Raw genomic sequence first — 20,597 nt, forward strand, 5'->3', positions numbered from 1 at the left:
AGGTTCGGGGTGGAAGCGCAGCAATGCGTGCAGCTGACGAATACTAATCGGTCGAGGACTTATCCAAATATTCGGAGTGTGCAATCGTTTCGCATCCAGTTTTCAAGGGGCAAGACTCCTTGAATCAAACATATGGGCCCATAGCTCAGCTGGGAGAGCGCCTGCCTTGCAAGCAGGAGGTCAGCGGTTCGATCCCGCTTGGGTCCACCATTATTCCCTGATAGCTCAGTTGGTAGAGCACTCGACTGTTAATCGAGTTGTCACAGGTTCGAGTCCTGTTCGGGGAGCCATTATGGCGGCGTAGCTCAGCTGGCTAGAGCGTACGGTTCATACCCGTAAGGTCGGGGGTTCGATCCCCTCTGCCGCTACTTACATACCGGCCCGTTGGTCAAGGGGTTAAGACACCTCCCTTTCACGGAGGTAACAGGGGTTCGAATCCCCTACGGGTCACCAATATCGTCGCGGGGTGGAGCAGTCCGGTAGCTCGTCGGGCTCATAACCCGAAGGTCGTAGGTTCAAATCCTGCCCCCGCAACCAACTTTCATCGCGGAGCCGTGGTGTAGAGGCCTAACATGCCTGCCTGTCACGCAGGAGACCGCGGGTTCGAATCCCGTCGGCTCCGCCATTGTTTGTGCCCTTAGCTCAGCCGGATAGAGCGTTTGACTACGAATCAAAAGGTCGGGAGTTCGAATCTCTCAGGGCACGCCATTTTCGAATCACGAATAAGAAAATGTACAAACCTTTCCCATCGATGGGAAAGGTTTTTTTGTCTTTTCAAAGATGCGACTCCAGCCTCTTTTCCTCTAGTCCGGGCTTCTGCCGATTGTTGCGACGGTCCCGCATCCGTTACCATTGCATTGTATTGTCAAGATGGAGGGATTGCGGACGTTCCGTTCGGCTCGTTGGAAGGAAGGGTGAAGAGAGATGGATTTCGAAATGCAGGAGCGAGAGCGGGAAGTACGCGAACTGCTCGACCGCGGATACGACTTGTTCAAGAATGCCGATTACGAACAGGCGCGGACGATGTACGAGAAGGCGGTGGAGCTGGCTCCCCGCAGCGCGGAAGCGCACGCATGGCTGGCTGCGGCGTACGGACGTCTGATCGAAGAAGCATGGAACTTGAAGGATAAGATCAAGCTGCTGCCGTTATTGGAAGAAGAGATCGCGATCGCTCTCGACATCGACCCGGCGCTGCCGCTCGCGAGGCGAATGTACGGGGCTAAGCTGCTGAATACGCCGGATATGCTCGGCGGAGATCCGGCCGCGGCGGCGGACGAGTTCCGGTACTGTATCGAGCAAGGCATGGACGATGCGGATATCTGGGTGTTCCTAGGGGAAAGTTATTTGAAATCGGACGAACCGGAGCAAGCGATCGTCGCGCTGCAGGAGGCGCTCGCGCGCGAGCCGGGACACGAGCAGGCGATCCGTTGGTTGGAGGAAGCGAAGAAAGCGCAAGAATAACCAATAAGAAAGCCCTAAGCCGGATAACGGCTTAGGGCTTTCTTGCGGGAGTCGTCAGTCGTAAAAACCCGATGTAATGTCTGCGGAGTCGACGGTTTGCAGGCGTCGCAATCCTCCGTCCATAAGCTCTTGCCCGGCGGCAAAAACACCGGCCTTCAGAGCGTCGGAGAACTTCCCGAGCATGAGGGCGGAAGATTGGTTATTGGCGTTCCCGGCCACGGTTCTCAGTTCGCTGCTGGTCCGTTCGACGCCGGCTCTGACGGCGGCTTCGACGATCGGCTTCATCTCTCTCTGGACTTGCTTCAAGGCTTTCTTCATGAAGGAGCTTTTCTTCGCCATGCATATCACCTCCTTTCCTAAAATCTGCGGACGGCGGCTAACGGCGGCGCTTCCGTCTCTTCCTCCGACGTTGTTCTTCCTTCCGGCGTTGTTCCTCTTTCCGACGGCGCTCTTCCTTCCGACGGGCTTCTTCCACTTTCTTTCGTTGATTATTTTCCACCCAAGTTTGGAGGGCTCTTGCGGTTGCTTGCGCGGCCACGCCGAGCAAAATCGAAGAGGCGCCGCCCTCTTGGGGGACGACTTCTACCTCCGGCCTGCCGGCGAGGGACTGAAGTCGTTCCGTTACGAGGCGCCGAAGTTCCGGATCGAGGGACATACTCTCCAGCTTTCGCCAGGTTGCCGTCGCATCCCGGTTTCGTCCGATTCGGCTGTAGGCATCGCCAAGATCATAGAGCAGCTGCGAGAATTCCTTATCCGCGAGAGAGGCTTCGTTCCGCTCCTGACGATTGACGAGGAAGGCGAAGTCTTCGATCGCCGTTGCCGTCCGGCGGAAATGCTTCTCCGGCAGCTTATTGCACGCCTTCCCGCGGAGGACGCGGATCATGTGATCGTTCGGGTTGGCGCTTACCGCGGCATCGAGCAGCTTCAAGCCCGCCTTCGACCACCGCAGCTTCTCCAGCGGCTTCGTCTTGTCCCGGGCCATCAAAATCATAATGCTGCCATGGTACGCGTCCGCGAGCGGATCGCCAGGCTGCTTCGCGCGCAGCCGCTCCAATAAGCGGTGCGCTTCGAGCACGGCGGCTTCGTCGCCGGCCAGGCCGTCCTGATACAGCGGGAGGATCGACTCGAGCGTTACGCCGGCGTCGTTGACGTGAGCTTGCGTGGGATCGGTCAATGGTTTCCTTCCTTTCTGGGCTAATGGGATGGAGCCGGTTTCCCGGCGTTCCGGTAGGCCGTGGCTAGGTGCTGCCTTAGCTCCTCAGCTTGTTTGGGCGTAAATTTATCGCCTTTTTTCTCGAGCAAGTAGGTGAAGTCTTCAATCGCCGTCCCGGAGCAGCGGAAGAACGACTCGGGCAGCCGCAGGCAAACATGCGCGCGCAGCAGGCGAATCTCCTTGCGGGACGGGTCCATCGCTACGGCTCGATGCAGCGCATCCAGGCCTTCCTGCGCCTTCTCGGCTTTCTCGAGCGGGTGCGCGGCGTCGCGCCCCAACAACGCCATCGAGCTGCCGTAGTACGCTTCGATCAACGCATTGTTCGGTTCGAGCTCCCGGAGCTTGCGAAGGATCTCGTTCGCCTGCTTCACCGCCTTCTTGTCTCCGTCTACGCCTCGGCTATGCAGCTTCTTGGCTTCCTCCAATTGCTTCTTCACGGAGCTGTCTTTCGTCATATTCGATCAACCTCCCGGGGATGGTTCCGCATCGACGACGAGAATCTGGTACACCTGTTGCGCCGGTAGCGGTACGAAACGGGAGATTCTGTATTCGGGATGGTACACGTAAATCCCGCCGTCCAAGCTGCAGTTCGAAAACTCGTGGGGAATGCGCAGCACATGTCTCATTCGGCTCTGTCCGATAAAGATCGTGCGTTCCGCGAAGGCGAGACCGCGCGTAAAGCCCGGCAGCTGAATCGCCGTTTCGTTCTCGCCGTCTCCTTCGACGACGGCGCGGAACGTCATCGAATCGCAATACGCCAGACGTCCGTTCCGAACCGTCACCGTGTGGGGCATATAGAGTCCCCCGGTCACGATATGTTCCGCCGGTTCGACGACGAGGCTTCCGTCGGGCCGGAATTCGGTCAGGTCGACGGCGACGATCGCGCCGTGCTTGCCGGTCGGGTCCAAGTACCATCGGTCGTAGGGCGAAAACATAGAGACGTATAAGGTATGTCCCTCTAGCCAGACGTCGTTCAAATGGTGGACGTCCTTGTCGGACGCATGAAACCGGATTTCTCCCGTTCGCCGGAACGTCTCGACTTCGTAGCAGCCGACTGTATTCGTCGCCGTCTCCACGATCAACACATGCGAATCGCTCCAACCCGAGACGCCGTGAAAATCGAGCTTCCCGTACTTCGTCTTGGACACGAGCCGGAATCGACGGTCCAAGGCGAGAATATGATTGTCGTCGGTCGCCACGATTAATCGTTCCCCGGCCCAGGCCATCCCCGAGCAAGTGCCTGCGTACAACTTTTTCAACTCGTTCTTGTCGAAATCCAGATAGAATAACCCGCCTTCGTCGGTTCCGCCGGCCGGGCAGCTGACGAGGAGCCGCGATTCGACATGTCGAAAATCGGGATCTTCCTTCAAGCCGTGCAGTAACACGGAATCTCCTCCTTCCTCGCGTTTCTGTCTTTTCATAGTTGTTACCATATGTACTCCAAGCGCTTGGCGGTTGGATGATCTACTCACTTTTCGAAAATTGTACCTTTGTCCGAGTCAAGCCGGATACTCTATGCATCTCTTAAAGAGTAATTAGGGAAAGGAGGGAGAGACGTATGGCGAAAGAAAAACGGAGCAAGGAAGAGAAAAAAGCCGCAAGAGCGGATAAGAAACTGAATAAAAGGAACGCTCGCGGCGCGCGGGAAGTAGAGGGCGGAAAAGAAGAGTCGAAAGAGGAGCATACGGACCGCTGATTTCGCTCTCCGTTCCCTTCTAGAGTAAAAGCATAGGATACGATAGGCAATCTTCCTACGATTGAGAGAATCAATCGTTTTTTTATGACCTGCGGCGGGAGGAGCCCAAGGAGGGGTATTTGTGTCGAAACGCCATCTAACATGGCATCCGTCCGACATCGGAAGGGAAGAACGCCGCCGTATGAACGATCACGGAAGCTGCGTCTTATGGTTCACGGGTCTGTCCGGATCGGGGAAGTCCACGTTGGCCTACGAGGTGGAGAAGGAGCTCTACCGCCTGCGCTGCCGCGCTTACGTATTGGACGGCGATAACATCCGTCACGGGCTGAACAAGAACTTGGGCTTCAGTCCCGAAGATCGCAAAGAAAACATTCGCAGAATCGCGGAAGTCGCCAAGCTGTTCGTGGATGCGGGCATCGTGACGGTGACGGCGTTCATCTCGCCCTACCGGGCGGACCGCGAGATGGCGCGCGCGATGTTCCGCGAAGGGGACTTCATCGAAGTGTACGTGATGTGTTCGCTCGACGAATGCGAGAGGCGCGATCCGAAGGGGCTGTATCAGAAGGCGAAAGCAGGCGAAATCGCGGATTTCACCGGCGTCTCCGCACCGTACGAAGCGCCCGATAAGCCGGAGATCGTCATCGCGTCGGATCGGCAAACGATCGAAGAATCGGTCGCGTGCATTATCAATTATTTGCGAAACGGAGGATTCGTATGAAGCTTCAATCTCATAAGATGACGGTTTCCGTCGACGAGCATACCTCCCATCTGGAGGCGTTCAAAGATTTTTTTAAACGATTGGACGACAAGGGCGTTACGATCGAGAAGCTTCCGCGGGAAACCATCGACGACTATCACCTGCAAGCGATCAACGCTACGTTGGCGCATGTCTGGAACAACAACGCGTTTTACCGCCAGAGCCTGATCGAGGCAGGCTTCTCGGAACCGAAGATCGACAGTCTGGAGCAGCTCGCCTCCGTGCCGATGCTGCGGAAGGACGTCATTCGCGGGGATAAAACGAAGATCTTATGCGTCGAGCCGAAGGAGATCGGGCAAGTTCACTTAACGAGCGGAACCTCGGGGAAGCCGATTTACACGTCTTACACGCTTGCGGATCAGTATGTATACGATCTGCTGCCCAAATATTTAGAGCTGTTCAAGGAGTCCGACGAAGACGTCGCGGCGATCGCGCTGCCGTACGAATTCGCGCTTCCGGGGCTCGGGTGGCAGCGATTGTTCCAATTCGCGTTCGGAACGGCCGTGCTGTCGCTCGGGAAGGGCGGGTACATGGCTCCCGTCGACAAATCGTTGGAACTCATGAAGGAATATCAGGCTACGGTGCTCGCGACGACGCCATCCTATGCGGCGCTGCTGGCGGAGGAAAGCGAGCGGTACGGCATCAAGTTGGGCGAGGATATCCGGCTGAAAAAAATTTGGCTGACCGGCGAAGGCTGTTCGTCTACGTTCCGCGAACGGCTGGAGCAATGGTGGGGCTGCGAGGTGTCGTTCTTCTACGGCTCGACCGAGTGCGGAGTCGTCGGCATCGAATGCAGCGAGCATAGGGGCTACCACGTGGCGGAGGGACATGTCAAGGTCGAGATCGTCGATCCGTCCACGGGGAAGAAGCTGCCGTACGGGAAGACCGGCGAGATCGTCGTGACGACGCTGCTTCGCGAGGGCATGCCGATGGTTCGTTACCGCAGCGGAGATATCGGCTATTTGCAGAAATCCCAATGCGCGTGCGGGATCACCATGGACGTTCTTCATTTGCGCGGCCGAATGGAGAGCATGCTGCGCCTCGGCGGCATGGAGTACTCTCCGTTCCTCATCGAACACTTCTTGATGGAGCTGCCGGACGTCGGCATGTGGTATCACCTCAAGATGAATCAAGGCGAGCTGACGATCGAAGCGGAGCCGTTCCGGACGACGCTCAGCGACGAACGACTTGCGAACAACATTCGCGAGCATATGGCGGAACGGATCGGCGTGAATTGCAACGTCGTCGTCAGACGCGATATCCCCCGGACGTTCGGGAAGGCGACGCGCATTTTCCAAAGCTGAGACATTCCGACGGAGGGGAGAGGAGGTGCACCGATGAGCGACAACCACGGGGAACGGGAGCGAAAATTCCAAAGCTTGCTGCAGCGGCTTCCGAAATCCCCGCTGTACAGGGAGAAGCTGTCAGGGATCCGACTGCAAGGCATCGGATTGGACCGCATCGGGACGCTGCCGTTCACGACGAAGGAGGAATTGCGGGCCGTCGGCGTGTTCGGCCATCTGGCGGTCGATCCGAAGGACGTGGCGCAGTACCACGAATCGACCGGAACGACGGGCGAGCCTTCCGCCTCCTGGTTCACTCGAGACGATCTGGAGGTCGGAGGAAGACAGTTGACGGAGTGCGGCGTGAACTTAACCGCCGACGATCTGGTGTTGATTCGGTTCCCGTACGCGATGGCGCTGCCGGCGTTCCTGATGCAGGCGGCGGCTTGGCAGACGGGAGCGGGCGTCGTACCCGCAAGCGGCCGGACGGTCGTAACGCCGTACCCAAGGGTGCTGGCGCTCATGAAGCGGCTTCGCGTTACGGTGTTGGCGGGGCTTCCGCGCGAGATGGAGCTGTTGGCCGAGACGGCCCGGCTCGTCGGGATGGACCCGATTCACGATTTTCCCGCGCTGCGGGCGATCTGCGTCGCCGGGGAGCTGACGGGCGACAAACGGAAGCAGCATCTGGAGAAGCTGTGGGGCGTCCCCGCGTTCAATCTATACGGATCGACGGAAACGGGGAATATCGCCGCCATGTGCGAATTCGGAACGATGCACGTCGTGGAACGGGATTTCTACGTGGAGACGCTGCAAGAAGACGGCGGCGGCCCCGTCGAGCCGGGGGCGAGAGGATTCGCGGCGGTGACGACGTTGTCCCACCAAGCTTCTCCGCTGCTGCGTTATTTCAACGAGGACATCGTCTCGGTCGAGCCGGCCGCTTGCCCTTGCGGACGGACCGGGAGCAAGCTCGTGCATTACGGCAGAGGCAAGGATCGCCTCCGCTTCGGCGACCTCGTGCTAGACGCATTGGACGTCCAGGAGGCCGTCTATTCGTTGTCTCCGGTACCGGATGCATGGCAGGCGGCGGAACGGGAGGAAGGGCTTCACTTCCTGCTCGACTCGCATCGGTCCGACGAGTGGGCGTTGGATGAGGTTTCGTCCCGCTTGTCGGCGCGGCTGCAGGTGAGCGTCACCGTCGAGGCCGCAGCCTTGCTGAACCGCGGCGAGCTGACGAACAACGCTCCGTCTACGAAGCCGGTATATATTCGGAAGCTCGATCGCGGCGCCGCGCCGGCGCGACCGCCGGCCGAGCCGCTCCAAGAGCTGCTGCGGCGCGGCCGACGCGCGTTGGCCGACGGGCAATACGACCGGTCGCGCGAATGGCTGAAGAAGGCCGTGGCCGTCGCTCCTCGAAGCGCCGAGGCGCACGCTTGGTTGGCGGCAGCCTACGGCCGCTCGATCGAGACGGCCGACATGCTGGAGAAGATGAAGCTGCTGCCCTTGCTCGAGGAGGAGATCGCCGCAGCATTCGAGCTCGATCCGTCGCTGCCGATCGCTAGGCGAGTGAACGGGGCAAGGTTGCTATATACGCCGGAATCGTTGGGCGGCGACCCGGCGGCGGCCGCGGAAGAGTTTCAGTACTGCATCGACCGCAAGATGGACGAAGCGGACGTCTGGGCGTCGCTCGGGGAATGTTACGTCAAGCTGGGAAAGACGAAGCAAGCGGTCGCCGCGCTCAGAGAAGCGTTGTCCCGCGATAAGTCGCATGAACGAGCGATCGAACTGTTGTCCGAACTGGAAAGAGAAGGGAGTGCTCGTCATGAGCGATAAATGGCAAAAGGCGAAGTCGCAGCTCCTCGCAAGCCGCATCCGGCATAGCGAGGACACGGTCATTCGCGTCAAGGACGTTGAGGTCGGGGGCTCTTCGCATGTGCTGGTCGCCGGACCTTGTTCGATCGAATCGAGAGAGCAGCTGCACACGGTTGCGGACGCATTGAAGAAGTCGGGCGCGACGATCCTGCGGGGGGGAGCGTTCAAGCCGAGGACGTCTCCGTACGATTTCCAAGGGCTGGGGCTTGAGGGCCTTCGCATCATGAAGGACGTAGCGGACGAGGTCGGACTCGTCACGATCAGCGAGATCATGAGCCCGACGCAAATCGAGACGGCTGCGAATTACGTCGATATTTTCCAAATCGGGGCGCGCAACATGCAAAACTTCGATCTGCTGAAGGCCGTCGGCCAGACGAAAGTGCCTGTACTCTTGAAGCGGGGGCCGTCCGCGACGCTCGAAGAGTTGATTTTGGCGGCGGAGTATATTCTCAAGGGCGGCAACGACCGCGTCATGTTGATCGAGCGCGGGATTCGCACGTTCGAGACGTGGACTCGCAATACGCTCGACATCTCGGCCGTTCCGATCTTGAAGCAGGAGACACACCTTCCTGTTCTCGTGGACGTCAGCCATTCTACCGGCAGGAAGGATATCCTGCTGTCCTGCGCGAAGGCCGCGCTCGCCGCCGGCGCGCACGGCATCATGGTCGAGGTGCATCCGAATCCGCCGGCGGCGCTGTCCGACGCGAAGCAGCAGATCGATATCGAAGAATTTCATGCGTTCTGGAAGGGGCTTCTCGACTCGGGTCTGTATCATGGCGCATAACGACAAGTCGTGACGGGGGAGGAGGCATCATCGTGGAGGACGTATCCAAGGCAGTCGCCTATGTCGCGGCGAAGGCACCGGCGCGACTCGCGGTCGTCGACGAGGAGAAGACGCTGACGTACGGCGCCCTACACGAACGCGCCGAGCGTTGGGCCGCGGCGTTCCGGGAAGCCGGGGCGGCTCCGGGGCGGGAAATCCTCGTTTCTCTTCCGAATCGCGTCGAGTTCGTCGAAGTGTTGCTCGCATCGGTCCGGGCGAGGGTCGTGCCGCTCTTCGTCAATACCGAGTTCTCGAAGCGGGAGTTCTCCGCTCTGGCCGCCGCGACGGACGCGATGGCGCTCGTGACCTCCCGCGAAACCGCGGGGCTCGCGTCGCCAGAGCTCGAGGGACGGATGCGGGTATGGTTTATCGAAGACGACCCGCCGGCTATGGAGTCGGTTCCGCAAGCGACGCCGACGCGGCGCGGCGAGAGTGCGGGCGAGATCGTGTTCTTCACATCGGGCACGACCGGAAAGCCGAAGGGGGCGGTCGTCCCGATGCCGGCGTTCGACACGGGGGCGCCGCTTCCCGACCTGCTGCGGACGCCGACGGCGCATCTGCTGTGCAGGCCGCTGTTCTTCCGCGCCCACCTGACGGCGGCTTGCCATCTGCTGCAGGAAGGCAACACCGTCGTGCTGTCCCGGCGCGTCGACCCGGACGTCTGGACGCGCTTGACCGAGCGGCATCGGGCGAGCCTCGTCAGCCTCGGTCCGAGCGACCTCCATCTTTGGCTGAATCGAATCGAGTCCGGCGGAGGGGCTTTCCCGGCTTGCGCGAGCCGTCTGCTGTCCACGGGAGCGCCGCTGACCGAAGCGATGAGGCGGCGGCTCGAGGAACGATTGCCGCGCGTGCGGGTAACGGATTTGTATGGGACTAGCGAATTAGGCGCGATCGCGATGATCGATCGCGAGGAATGGGAAGGGAAGGCCGGGTCCTGCGGACGTCCGCTCTTCTTTACGAAGGTGAACATTCGAGATGAACGCGGCGCGGAAGCGCCCGTCGGAACGACGGGCGAGATTTGGGTCAAGTCGCGGTATCGAATGAAAGGATATTACAAGGATCCGGACGCGACGGCGCAAGCGTTCGAGGGCGATTTCGTCAGAACGGGGGATGCGGGCCGCTTCGACGAGGACGGGAATTTGTACGTGACGGGAAGAATCGACGGCGCGATCAATTGCGGCGGTTATCGCGTGTTTCCCGAAGAGGTGGAGGACGTGCTGCTCGAACGTCCGGACGTGGAGGAAGCCGTCGTCGTCGGCGTGACGCATCCGGCGCGAACGGAGCAGCCGATCGCCTTCGTCCGCCTCCGCGAGCCGACGGAGGAAAAGGACGAAGCGGCGGCGGAGCGGTTATTGGCTCATTGCAAAAGTCGGCTTGCCGCTTACAAGGTGCCCGCCGCCATTCATCCGATCCGCGACATCCCGTTGAACGCCGCAGGGAAGGCGGATCGTCAAAGCTTGGCCGGGCGAGCCGCGGATCGACAACATTATTCAATCGGCTAATGGAGGAGAGGGTATGACGGATTTCGCTTCGGTCGACTCGGACTCTCGATCCGAGAAGACGGCGCTGGAGCTCTTACACGAGCTGCTGTTCGGGTTGCTTCTGGTGACGGACGGACGGACGACCGAGCTGCTGGAGACGTTGTTGAACGAGAAGCTCGTCGTTACCGTCCTTCGCCAGGAGCGTTGGGATAAAGAAACGTATATTCGCGAATCCGTCCTAACGGGGGAGAAGAGCGGATATATCGCATCGCACAATGTCGCGCTCGTCTCGTCGAAGCATCTGCCGGCCCCGCTGTTCGAGAAGATAGCGGATCGGCAGGAGGGGATCGGAAAGACGATCGGCTCGAACGCCTTGCGGTCGTTCCGCAAGGTCGTCGAGGCCGGACGGATCGATGCGGCGGACGCCGTCGATCTGTTCCGCCGTCCGCTTCGGCTGCAGCTGCCCGAGCTGCGGAGTCAGGTGCCGTATAAGAAATATTTGATTTATTTCGATCGGGAGCCAGGCATTCAGATGCTGGAATATTACAACCCGGATCTCGTCCGACATCGATTGCGGCGGGAGACGGGGGGATAACGCGAAGAAGGCTGCCCTCGGGTCCGAGAGGACCTTGAGGTCAGCCTTGTTTCGCTGCTTTATTTTCGGGATTTCGACCGTTCCTGCGACCGCTCGAACGCCTCCAGTCCTGCGGAGATGAGCTGTTCGCCGGCGTGCTGCGCGCCCAGCTTGACGGCGTCCAGCAGCTTGCCTGCGAGCTTCTCCGGCGGCTGATCTTTCTCCTCCGCCGCTTCCAGCATCCGTCGGCCGGCGACTTCCGCGCCGTTCTTCACGGCTGAAGCATAGCTGCCAGCGAAGCGCCGAAACTCCCGCTTCATCCGGCCGACCAGCTTCGCGAAGGCGTCCCGTTCCTTCGACATGCTTACCGCCTCCTCTTTCCTTCGACAAAATTACCCGCTCGCCTCGTCTTTCCCTTGATCTTGCGTCTCGAGCAGCGGCGGTTCGTCTCCGTCGCCCGTCGCTTCGAGCAAGGGGGAGGATCGAATCGGAATGGCGTCCAACTTCCCGTCCATAAACAGCTTCAACAGCGCGACGATGACGCCGACGACGAGCACGAACGCGATAACGCCGCATAAGGTTAGTCCAAGAATGAAGATCGCTTTATCGGCGAATCCCATTTTCTTCATATCCATTCTGGTAATCACTCCCTCTCGACAACGTGGGGTCTGCATGCAGTATATGTACGAATTCCCAGGATTCCTTGGGTACTCGTACCGTGCCGGGAAAATCCGCTCCAGCCCTTGGCGAGGCTGTTGGCGAGGCTGTTGGCGGAATCGAGCCGTCGGAACTCTCGGATCACCCGGACAATTCCGTCCCAGTATAATTCATTCTTGCCTCATAAACAGCGGATGCGCTTGCCCCTATACTTAAGGTGCAACTTCAGACGCAGCTTCGCGAACGCCTATTTTCCTAGTGAAGGAGGTGGAATTGCTCGTACTTCTTAGAAATGCGGCAATTGCTTCTTAATTTACTATGAAGGCGGTGTATTTAGTGAGAGTTAGGAAAACGCTTACAACATTGACCGTCGCCGCGATGATGGCCAGCCTCGGCTATTTCGCGCCGCCCTCGGGGACGGCGTCGGCGGCTTCGGTCGAAGTCAACGTAGCTCGAGGCGTCGTCGACGTGACGACGAACGGGCTCGCGACCCAAAACGGGAAGCGGCTGACGATTTTGACGGACGGGGTCCGTACGACATCGGAGTACGCGCTGATTTCGACGAGCTCAGGCGCCAAGTACGTCCAGTTGAATCTGGGGGAACCGCACTCGATTACGAAATTGAACCTTCTGAACGATTACAATCCCGACAGCCCGCGCATCGGCAAGGATATCATCGTGCAATTGTCGAACGATCCCGCGTTCGCGAGCGGCGTGACGACGGTGTATAACAATGACGCGGACAACAGCGCCGGTCAAGGCGCAGGCTCCGACGCGGAATACACCGAGCCTTCGTCCGGAGCGGGACTGACCGTGACGCTCGGCAGCCCGGTGACGGCGCAGTACGTTCGCTATTGGGCGAACGGCCATACGCGGACGCAGACGAGCGCGTACAACGCGGTGAACACGCCGGTGGAAGTCGAAGTGTACGCGCAGCTGCCCGGCCTGAACCATGCTTTGCCCGCCATCTCCTCGCTCTCCGTAAGCGACATCTCCAACCATTCCGTGAAGCTGTCTTGGGTAAGTCCGGGACCGAGCGGCATTACCGGATACGACATTCGTTATGCCGAAGCGCCGATTACCGAGTCGAACTGGAATAACGGCTCGATCGTCAAGCGGGTCGTCGGCGAGCCTTCGGTCGCCGCGGCCCATGCGACGCAGCAGATGAACCTTCAAGGACTTCCCATCAATAAAAAGCTCTACTTCGCGATCAAGACCGTGAACGGTCTCGTCGATGCGTCGGCGCTGTCCAACGCGGTCGAGGCGACGCTGGTTACTTCGGTGAACGCCGCCTTGAACAAGACGGTGACGTCGAACGGCACCGCAACCGGCGGTACGCTGTCCAATGTCACGAACGGCAACTTGACGCGGGACGATTACGCCTTGATCTCGACGAGCGGGGGACCGAAATACGTGCAGATCGATCTGGCGGACAGCTACGACATCGTCGGCTTGAACCTGCGCAACGACTGGGGCACCGATACCAACTCTTACCGCTACGGGCATGATTACGTCGTCCAGCTGGCGGCGGACGCCGCGTTCACGAGCGGCGTGACGACGATCTTCAACAACGACGCGGACAACACCCTCGGCCTCGGCGCCGGCGCCGATCCGACGTATGTCGAACCGGTCGACGGCGGGGGCTGGCACATTCCGTTGACGACGCCTGTAACGGCGCGATACGTACGGTTCTGGGGCAATGGACACACGCGGATGAACGGGACGACGCACACGGTCAATACGCCGGTAGAAATTCAGGCGTTCGCGAAGTCGAAGGATGTCGCGGCGCCGTCCGCGGTGACGAACCTGACCGCGCCGAGCGTCGGCTGGAAGAGCGTCCAGCTGCAATGGACGGCGCCGGGCAACGACGGCGCGACGGGCACGGCGCTGGAGTACGACTTCCGCTATTCGACGTCGCAGATCACGTCCGCCAATTTCGGCGCGGCGACGCCGATGGCCGGAGCGCCTGCGCCCGCGGTCGCGGGGACGACGCAGACGTTCGGCTTCGGCGGACTGCAGCCGAATACGACGTATTACTTCGCGATGAAGGCGAAGGATGAAGCGAACGTCTCCGCGATGTCGAACGTAGTCGCGATTACGACGCCGGCGACGGACAACGTCCCGCCCGCGGCGATCGCGAACCTCGCGACCTCTCGCGCGAACAGCAAGAGCATCCAACTGTCGTGGACGGCGCCGGGCGACGACGGGAACGCGGGTCGAGCCGCGTCGTACGAGGTGCGATATTCCACGTCCCCGATTACGGCGGCCGACTGGGGCACCGCGACGGAGGCGATCGAAGAGCTGCTGCAGCTCGATCCCGGGACGACGATGACGTACGACGCGAACGAGCTGAACGCGAACACGACGTATTATTTCGCCGTGAAGACGAAGGACGCGGCCGGGAACGTGTCGGCGATTTCCAACGTCGCCAGCGCGACGACGACGCCTCCTTCGCCGGACGCGGTCACGGTCAGCACGCTCGCCGCGCTGCAGAGCGCGATCCATGCGGCGCCGCAATCGGGGCGCGTCATTACGCTCGCCGCAGGCGTGTACAATGTCAGTTCCCAGATTTCTATCAACGGGAAAGACAATATTACGATCCAAGGCGCGACGTCCAACCCGGAAGCTACCGTTCTGAAGGGGCCGGGGATGTCGAGTTCGCTCGGGCAAATTTTCGACGTCAACGATTCCCACTACTTAACCATTAAGAACTTGAGGATGCAGGATACGAAATATCACGGCGTGAAAATCAACTACGGCTCCAACTATTTCACGGCGGATAACATCGTCGCGTGGGATCACGGCGAAGGCGGCTTCAAGGTGACGGCTCAGCCGTGGACGGAAGGAGCTGCGTATTCGGATTACGGCGCGATCAAAAATTCCCGTCTCGGTTATACGACGGCCGGCAACAACAACGCCGTCGAGGCGATCGACATTATCGCCGGCTGGCACTGGAAGATTCAAAACAATTTCTTCGAAAACACGTACAAGAGCGTCGGCAACGGCGTCGCGTACGCCGTCTTCGCGAAGGGCGGCGCCCGCGGGACGGTTATCGAAAACAACGAATTCCGCAACAACTTCACGGCGATTTCGTTCGGCGGCGGCGGCACGGGATCGCTGTACTTCCGTCACGGGAACGGCGCCTACGAGCATTACGACGGCATCGTTCGCAACAACGTCATCATCAAGACGACGGATGCCGCCATCTATATGAACTCGGCCAAGGATTATAAAGTATACAACAATACGATTTTCAATGTCGGCTCGGGCGTTGGCGCGATCGAGTCCCGCTACGTTCAGAGCAACGGATTGGTGTACAACAACTTGATGAACGGCAGTATCAAAAACCGGGACGGCGGCACGCATACGGCGGCTACCAACCTGACGAACGCGACGATCGACTTCATGGTCGACGCGGCAAATCGGAACTATCGTCTGAATCCGTTGAAAGCGACGGCGGCGATTAACGCGGGAACGTCCCTGCCGACCGAAGTGCCGACGGACTTCTACGGCGATGCCAGACCGTACGGTTCCGCCTTCGACATCGGCGCGGTGGAGTTCCGCCCCGACGAGACGATTCCGCCGGCGACGATTACGCTCGGCGCGGTAGACGTCTCGATGCGCAAGGCGACGCTGACGTGGACCGCCCCGGGCGACGACGGCAATACGGGAACGGCGTTCTCGTACGACCTACGCTACAGCACGGCTCCGATCACGGCCGCGAACTGGGGCTCGGCGATCCAGCTGAAGAACGAGCCGGTCCCCGCGGTCGCGGGCACGACCCAGACGTATACGTATTACGGCATTCCGGCCGGCGGCACGTATCACTTCGCCATCAAAGCGAAAGACGACATGAGCCAAGAATCGGCGCTGTCGAACTCGCTCGCCGTGACGACGACGACCAGCAGTACGACGGAATTCAATGCGACCGACGATACGTATATTTACGGCGGTTCGGTCTGGGGCAACGCGGCTCAGTTGCTTGTGAAACAACATCTCACCAACAACGAAAATCTGTATGCTTTCCTGAAATTCAATCTCGCGAATTTCACACCGTCGTCCACGTGGAACGCGAAGCTCTACATCAATCTCCGGAGCGCGCAGCAGCCGACGATTCCGGTGACGGTGTTCGGCGTGCTGGACGACAACTGGTCCGAAGCGACGGCGAAGAGCACGGTGCAGCCGGACATCTCCAATGAGATAAACCTGGGCACGTTCCTTACGAACGAGACCGGCGTCATCGAAGTGGACGTAACGGATTTCGTCAACAGCCAGCTGGCCGGCGACAAGGTCGTCACGCTTCGACTGGCCGACGTTTCGAACCACCGGTGGGTCGCGACGTTCGAAAGCTCGGAGAGCGCCGTCAATCAGCCGTTCCTCTTGGTACGCGACGGCGCCGATACGATGGCGCCCGCGACGATCTCCGACCTTGCCGCATCGAACCCGACGAATAAGTCGATCGATCTAGCGTGGAAGGCGACCGGCGACGACGGCATGGTTCGCAACGCGACGAGCTACGACATTCGGTACAGCACGTCGCCGATCACGAACGCGAACTGGAACAGCGCGACGCAAGTGTCCGGAGAGCCGCTGCCGGCGGCGCCGGGTACGACGCAAAGCTTCACGCTGTACGGTCTGAGCGTGAACACGACGTATCACTTCGCGATGAAGGCGACGGACGACGCGGGCAACGTCTCCGCGCTGTCGAACGTCGCCTCGCAGACGACGACCGCCGGCGTCAACGTCGCGCTCAACAAGTCGGTCTCGGCCAGCACGACCGATCTGTTCGGCGGCGCGTTGAGCGTCATTACGGACGGGGTTTCGACGAACAGCTCCGCCTATGCCGGCATTCGGACGACGAGCGGCCCGCAGTATTATCAAGTCGACTTGGGCGCCTCATATTCGCTGAATACGTTCCGACTCGTTAACGACTGGGGCGCATCCGGCATCGCCCGCACGAATAAGGATGTGATCGTGCAGCTGTCGAACAGCGCGACGTTCGCTTCCGGCGCGACGACGGTTTACAATAATGACGCCAACAATTCCGTCGGGCTCGGCACGGGGACGGATCCGGAGTATCAAGAGTCGGCCGCCGGTCTGACGATCCCGCTCGGCACTCCGGTGAACGCGCGATACGCCAGAGTATGGGGCAGCGGACATGTGCGTACGGATAACACGACGCATACCGTATTGACGCCGATCGAATTCGAAGCGTATGCGGACCCGGGCGACAACACGCCGCCGGCGGCCGTGACGAACCTGGCGAATGCCGCGATGACGTACAACAGCATCGACCTCACATGGACGGCTCCGGGCGATAACGGCACGAGCGGGCAAGCGAAGCAATACTTGCTGCGATACGCGCCGTTCGCTATCACGGAATCGACGTGGAACTCGGCGACGCCGGCGGCGGGCGTGCCGCTGCCGAAGCCGGCCGGCGGGCAAGAGCAGTTCACGGTCGGCGGGCTGACGACGAACCAGACGTATCACTTCGCCTTGAAGACGGTGGATACGGCGAACAATGTTTCGGCGTTGTCGAACGTCGTCATGGCGACGATCAACAACACGGATGCGACGGCGCCGGGGACGATCGCCGATCTCGCGGTGCAGCGTACGGGTCCGAGGAGCGTTCGCCTCGGCTGGACGGCGCCCGGCGACGACGGCGCGACGGGCCATGCGAAGTCGTACGAGGTGCGGTACTCGACGTCGCCGATCACGGCGGCGAATTGGAACTCCGCGACGGAGGCGATCGACGAGCTGCTGCAGCTTCCCGCAGGGACCGCGATGAAGTACCAAGCGAATGAATTAACGCCGAATACGACATATTATTTCGCGGTGCGCACGACGGACGACGTGAATAACGTCTCGGACATCTCGAACGTCGCGGTCGCGACGACCGCGTATCCGGTGCCGGACAGCGTGACCGTTACGTCGCTAGCCGATCTGCAGGACGCGATCCATTCGGCGCCGCCTTCGGGCCGCGTCATCACGCTGGCGGCGGGGACGTACTCGCAGACGTCGTCGATCAATATTAATGGGAAAGACCACATCACGATTCGAGGCGCGACCTCGAATGTCGCGGACACCGTCATCGTCGGACCGGGCATTACGAGCAACGTGGATATCAGCATTCGAGTGAACGATTCCAGCTACGTCACGATTCGCGATCTGACGATTCGGGATTTCAATTACCATGCCGTGCAAGTCAATTCGGGCTCGTACTACTTCCATGGGGATAACCTGTACGCATGGGATCTGGGCGAGGGCGCGTTCAAGGTGACCGGGGCCGTATCTACGAGCGGAGCGATGTACGCCGATTACGGCCTCATCGAAAATTCCACGCTTGGCTACACGAACGGGGGCAAGCGAAGCGTCGTCGAAGCGGTCGATATCATCGCCGCAAGAGGCTGGGTCGTACGCGGGAACACCGTTCTGAACGCGTATCACCCGAGCTCCGGCTCGGTCGCTTACGCGATGTTCGCGAAGGGCGGATCGATCGATACGATCTTCGAAAACAACTTGATTAAAGGCAGCGACATCGCGATTTCGTTCGGAGGCGGCCTCACGGGGTCCCAGTATTTCCGCAACGGCGTTCTCGACGTCGAGCATTACGGCGGCATCATTCGCAACAACGTCATCCACAACACCGACGACGCGGGCATCTATTTGGCGAAAGCGATAGATTTCAAGGTGCTCAACAATACGCTCATCAACATCGCGCCGAACGTGAGCGTCGGAGGCATCGAATCGCGTTGGGCGGGTAGCAACGGCGAAATTCGCAACAATCTCGCCGACAAAGCGCTCAAGAAGCGGGACGGCGGCAATTATACGGAGTCGAACAACATCGTCAATGCGACTTCGGCATGGTACGTCAATCCGGGAGCCGGAAACTATGCATTGAACGCAAGCACGGCCGCCGGCGCCATTAACACAGGCGCGTCGTTGCCGACGCTCGTGCCGACCGATATGCTCGGCGTCGCCCGCCCGATCGGCACCGGATACGACCTCGGCGCGCTGGAATCCGGTACGCCGCCGGCCGATACGACCGCCCCATCCGCGCCGGCCGGCTTGACCTCGGCGGGCCAGACGGATACGACCGTCTCCTTGTACTGGACGTCGGCGGCAGATAACGTCGGCGTCGTCGGCTACGATATTTACGCAGGCGCGACGAAGCTGAACGCGCTGCCGGTGACGAGCACGAGCTACGTCGCTTATAACCTGAACCCGCTAACGGCGTATTCGTTCACCGTGAAGGCAAAGGACCGCGCGGGCAACGTCTCCGCGTCGAGCAACGCCGTCTCCGTCACGACGAACGCGCCGTCGAACGATACCGTGCCGCCGACCGTTCCCGCCGACGTCGCGAGCGCCGGCGTCACGGACACGACGGTATCGTTAAGCTGGACGCCGTCCACGGACAACGTTCAGGTCGCCGGGTATAACGTTTATGAAGGAACGACGAAACTCAATCCGAGTCCCATCCCTACGACGAGCTATACGGTTACGGGGCTGACCCCGTTGACGTCCTACAGCTTCACCGTAACGGCCGTCGACGCGTTCGGCAACGAATCCGCCGCGAGCGCCGCCGTGTCGGTCACGACGCTCGCGCCGCCGGATACGACGCCGCCGAGCGCGCCGACGCTGTCCGGCGCGGGCGCGACGGAAACGACCGCGTCGCTGAGTTGGACGGCATCCGTCGATAACGTAGCCGTCGCCGGATACGATGTGTACAACGGTACGACGAAGGCGAACGACAGTCTGATCCCGGACACGACGTACACGGTCACGGGGTTGACCGCGGCGACGTCGTACACCTTCACGGTAAGAGCGGTCGACGCGGCGAACAACGAATCGAGCGACAGCAACGCCGTCACGGTAACGACGGCGACGTACACGCCGGGGGATACGACGCCGCCGAGCGCGCCGACGAACTTCAAGTTTACGGCGCGTACGGATACGACGATCAGCGTTAGCTGGAACGCCTCGACGGATAATGCGGCCGTCGCGGGCTACGACGTGTACGTCGGGGGGGCGAAGGTCAACCCGGCGCTCGTGACCGGAACGACGTACGTCGCGACCGGGTTGATCGCCGATACGCAGTATTCCATCTACGTCAAGGCGGTCGACGCGTCGAACAACGAATCCGCGGCGAGCGCGACGATCAACGTTAGAACGCTCGAGACGCCGCCCGCGGGAGCGCTGTCCAGGACCGGCTGGACGGCTTCCGGATCGATCGGATCGAATGCGTTGGACGGGAACGCTAGCACGCGGTGGTACGCTACGAGCCATTCGCCGTCCTCTTCCTTCCAAGTGGATATGAAGGCGGAATACGACATTGAGGGGCTCTACTTCCATAAAGGAACGTACCCGGACAACTTCAGCGTCGATTACACGATCGAGACGTCGACCGACGGCGCGACGTGGTCGACGGCCGGCACGGCGGACGGTACGGGGGCGGGAAGCGTTACGGCAAGCTTCTCGAGCGTAACCGCCAGATACGTGCGCATCGTACCGACCGGTTCGCAGTCCGGTTGGTGGAGCATCGCGGAATTTTACGTAATCGGTCAATAAGAGGAAAACAAGCGCTTCGGCTTTCGCCGAGGCGCTTGTTTTCTCTATTTCTCTCTAACGAGGTTTACGCGAATTATAGAGGGGGTTTTACCGTGGAAGAGAAGAGGAACCCTAATGGGTAACGATTCGGCGGTGATTTGTCAACAGGAAATCCGACCTGGATAGTCGGAGTTCATCCGACATTGTGCCGGAGCAGGCGAACATGTTTTTCCTGA

Annotated in this window: 15 protein-coding genes and 7 tRNA genes; 16 read left to right on the plus strand and 6 right to left on the minus strand. The window is 60.3% G+C overall.

Annotation, left to right across the window (positions count from 1 at the left end; genetic code table 11):
- Positions 1–134: 134 nt before the first annotated feature.
- The 8 genes from RIN49_RS24585 (at position 135) to RIN49_RS24620 (ending at position 1,461) form a co-directional block, all read left to right on the plus strand.
- Positions 135–210 (plus strand) — tRNA-Ala (locus RIN49_RS24585).
- Between the two features lie 4 nt (positions 211–214).
- Positions 215–290, plus strand: a tRNA-Asn gene (locus RIN49_RS24590).
- A gap of 4 nt (positions 291–294) precedes the next feature.
- Positions 295–368: transfer RNA gene (locus RIN49_RS24595), tRNA-Met, on the plus strand.
- A gap of 10 nt (positions 369–378) precedes the next feature.
- Positions 379–453: transfer RNA gene (locus tag RIN49_RS24600), tRNA-Glu, on the plus strand.
- A 7-nt stretch (positions 454–460) separates the two neighbouring features.
- A tRNA-Met gene (locus RIN49_RS24605) sits at positions 461–537 on the plus strand.
- Positions 538–548: 11 nt separating this feature from the next.
- A tRNA-Asp gene (locus RIN49_RS24610) sits at positions 549–625 on the plus strand.
- Positions 626–631: 6 nt separating this feature from the next.
- Positions 632–708, plus strand: a tRNA-Arg gene (locus tag RIN49_RS24615).
- 216 nt (positions 709–924) lie between these two features.
- Complete coding sequence (locus RIN49_RS24620; protein WP_309122794.1) at positions 925–1,461, plus strand: tetratricopeptide repeat protein; 537 nt, start codon at positions 925–927, stop codon at positions 1,459–1,461.
- Positions 1,462–1,515: 54 nt separating this feature from the next.
- On the opposite strand, the gene RIN49_RS24625 is transcribed toward RIN49_RS24620, so the two are convergent.
- Genes RIN49_RS24625 through RIN49_RS24640 form a run of 4 tightly spaced genes read right to left on the minus strand, consistent with a single transcriptional unit; the run spans position 1,516 to position 4,059 of the window.
- Entirely contained in the window at positions 1,516–1,800 is a 285-nt protein-coding gene (locus tag RIN49_RS24625) for a hypothetical protein (protein WP_309122795.1), read from the minus strand.
- Positions 1,801–1,837: 37 nt separating this feature from the next.
- Positions 1,838–2,635: a hypothetical protein gene (locus RIN49_RS24630; protein WP_309122796.1), complete on the minus strand. Its 798-nt coding sequence runs from the start codon at positions 2,633–2,635 to the stop codon at positions 1,838–1,840.
- Positions 2,636–2,655: 20 nt separating this feature from the next.
- On the minus strand, positions 2,656–3,129 hold the full coding sequence (locus tag RIN49_RS24635; RefSeq protein WP_309122797.1) for a hypothetical protein: 474 nt from the start codon (positions 3,127–3,129) through the stop codon (positions 2,656–2,658).
- Between the two features lie 6 nt (positions 3,130–3,135).
- Positions 3,136–4,059 carry a DUF4915 domain-containing protein gene (locus RIN49_RS24640; RefSeq protein WP_309122798.1) on the minus strand — a complete coding sequence of 308 codons (924 nt, stop codon included), beginning with the start codon at positions 4,057–4,059 and terminating at the stop codon, positions 3,136–3,138.
- Positions 4,060–4,232: 173 nt separating this feature from the next.
- Between RIN49_RS24640 and RIN49_RS24645 the strand changes: the two genes are divergently transcribed.
- The 7 genes from RIN49_RS24645 (at position 4,233) to RIN49_RS24675 (ending at position 11,178) form a co-directional block, all read left to right on the plus strand.
- Positions 4,233–4,370 carry a hypothetical protein gene (locus RIN49_RS24645; RefSeq protein WP_309122799.1) on the plus strand — a complete coding sequence of 46 codons (138 nt, stop codon included), beginning with the start codon at positions 4,233–4,235 and terminating at the stop codon, positions 4,368–4,370.
- Positions 4,371–4,491: 121 nt separating this feature from the next.
- Entirely contained in the window at positions 4,492–5,088 is a 597-nt protein-coding gene (gene cysC / locus RIN49_RS24650) for an adenylyl-sulfate kinase (RefSeq protein WP_309122800.1), read from the plus strand.
- Positions 5,085–6,431 carry a phenylacetate--CoA ligase family protein gene (locus RIN49_RS24655; protein ID WP_309122801.1) on the plus strand — a complete coding sequence of 449 codons (1,347 nt, stop codon included), beginning with the start codon at positions 5,085–5,087 and terminating at the stop codon, positions 6,429–6,431. The genes cysC and RIN49_RS24655 overlap by 4 nt, the downstream gene beginning before the upstream one ends.
- 33 nt (positions 6,432–6,464) lie before the next feature.
- Positions 6,465–8,240, plus strand: coding sequence for an AMP-binding protein (locus RIN49_RS24660; RefSeq protein WP_309122802.1), 1,776 nt, complete (start codon positions 6,465–6,467; stop codon positions 8,238–8,240).
- A complete protein-coding gene (locus RIN49_RS24665) occupies positions 8,230–9,063 on the plus strand; it encodes a bifunctional 3-deoxy-7-phosphoheptulonate synthase/chorismate mutase (protein ID WP_309122803.1) in 834 nt (277 codons plus the stop codon). Before RIN49_RS24660 ends, RIN49_RS24665 begins: the two co-directional genes overlap by 11 nt.
- Positions 9,064–9,095: 32 nt before the next feature.
- Entirely contained in the window at positions 9,096–10,604 is a 1,509-nt protein-coding gene (locus RIN49_RS24670) for a class I adenylate-forming enzyme family protein (RefSeq protein WP_309122804.1), read from the plus strand.
- Positions 10,605–10,617: 13 nt separating this feature from the next.
- On the plus strand, positions 10,618–11,178 hold the full coding sequence (locus RIN49_RS24675) for a 4-hydroxybenzoate synthetase (protein WP_309122805.1): 561 nt from the start codon (positions 10,618–10,620) through the stop codon (positions 11,176–11,178).
- A 59-nt stretch (positions 11,179–11,237) separates the two neighbouring features.
- Here the strand turns inward: RIN49_RS24675 and RIN49_RS24680 are convergent, their stop codons facing one another.
- Together RIN49_RS24680 and RIN49_RS24685 are read right to left on the minus strand one after the other, a co-directional pair.
- The gene (locus tag RIN49_RS24680; protein ID WP_309122806.1) at positions 11,238–11,519 is read right to left on the minus strand and encodes a hypothetical protein; all 282 of its coding nucleotides are present in this window, start codon (positions 11,517–11,519) and stop codon (positions 11,238–11,240) included.
- A 30-nt stretch (positions 11,520–11,549) separates the two neighbouring features.
- Positions 11,550–11,792 (minus strand): hypothetical protein, encoded by a 243-nt coding sequence (locus RIN49_RS24685; protein WP_309122807.1) that lies wholly within the window; start codon positions 11,790–11,792, stop codon positions 11,550–11,552.
- Between the two features lie 358 nt (positions 11,793–12,150).
- On the opposite strand from RIN49_RS24685, the gene RIN49_RS24690 reads away from it, so the two are divergent.
- Positions 12,151–20,382 (plus strand): fibronectin type III domain-containing protein, encoded by an 8,232-nt coding sequence (locus RIN49_RS24690; protein WP_309122808.1) that lies wholly within the window; start codon positions 12,151–12,153, stop codon positions 20,380–20,382.
- Positions 20,383–20,597 lie beyond the last annotated feature (215 nt).

The organism is Paenibacillus sp. (genome assembly GCF_031177825.1).
Taxonomy (GTDB): Bacteria; Bacillota; Bacilli; order Paenibacillales; family YIM-B00363; genus Paenibacillus_AE.

Coding starts and splice junctions, on each gene's coding strand:
- RIN49_RS24620 (WP_309122794.1), top strand. CDS start 925: ATGGATTTCGAAATGCAGGAGCGAGAGCGGGAAGTACGCGAACTGCTC.
- RIN49_RS24625 (WP_309122795.1), bottom strand. CDS start 1,800: ATGGCGAAGAAAAGCTCCTTCATGAAGAAAGCCTTGAAGCAAGTCCAG.
- RIN49_RS24635 (WP_309122797.1), bottom strand. CDS start 3,129: ATGACGAAAGACAGCTCCGTGAAGAAGCAATTGGAGGAAGCCAAGAAG.
- RIN49_RS24645 (WP_309122799.1), top strand. CDS start 4,233: ATGGCGAAAGAAAAACGGAGCAAGGAAGAGAAAAAAGCCGCAAGAGCG.
- RIN49_RS24655 (WP_309122801.1), top strand. CDS start 5,085: ATGAAGCTTCAATCTCATAAGATGACGGTTTCCGTCGACGAGCATACC.
- RIN49_RS24660 (WP_309122802.1), top strand. CDS start 6,465: ATGAGCGACAACCACGGGGAACGGGAGCGAAAATTCCAAAGCTTGCTG.
- RIN49_RS24665 (WP_309122803.1), top strand. CDS start 8,230: ATGAGCGATAAATGGCAAAAGGCGAAGTCGCAGCTCCTCGCAAGCCGC.
- RIN49_RS24675 (WP_309122805.1), top strand. CDS start 10,618: ATGACGGATTTCGCTTCGGTCGACTCGGACTCTCGATCCGAGAAGACG.
- RIN49_RS24680 (WP_309122806.1), bottom strand. CDS start 11,519: ATGTCGAAGGAACGGGACGCCTTCGCGAAGCTGGTCGGCCGGATGAAG.
- RIN49_RS24685 (WP_309122807.1), bottom strand. CDS start 11,792: ATGGATATGAAGAAAATGGGATTCGCCGATAAAGCGATCTTCATTCTT.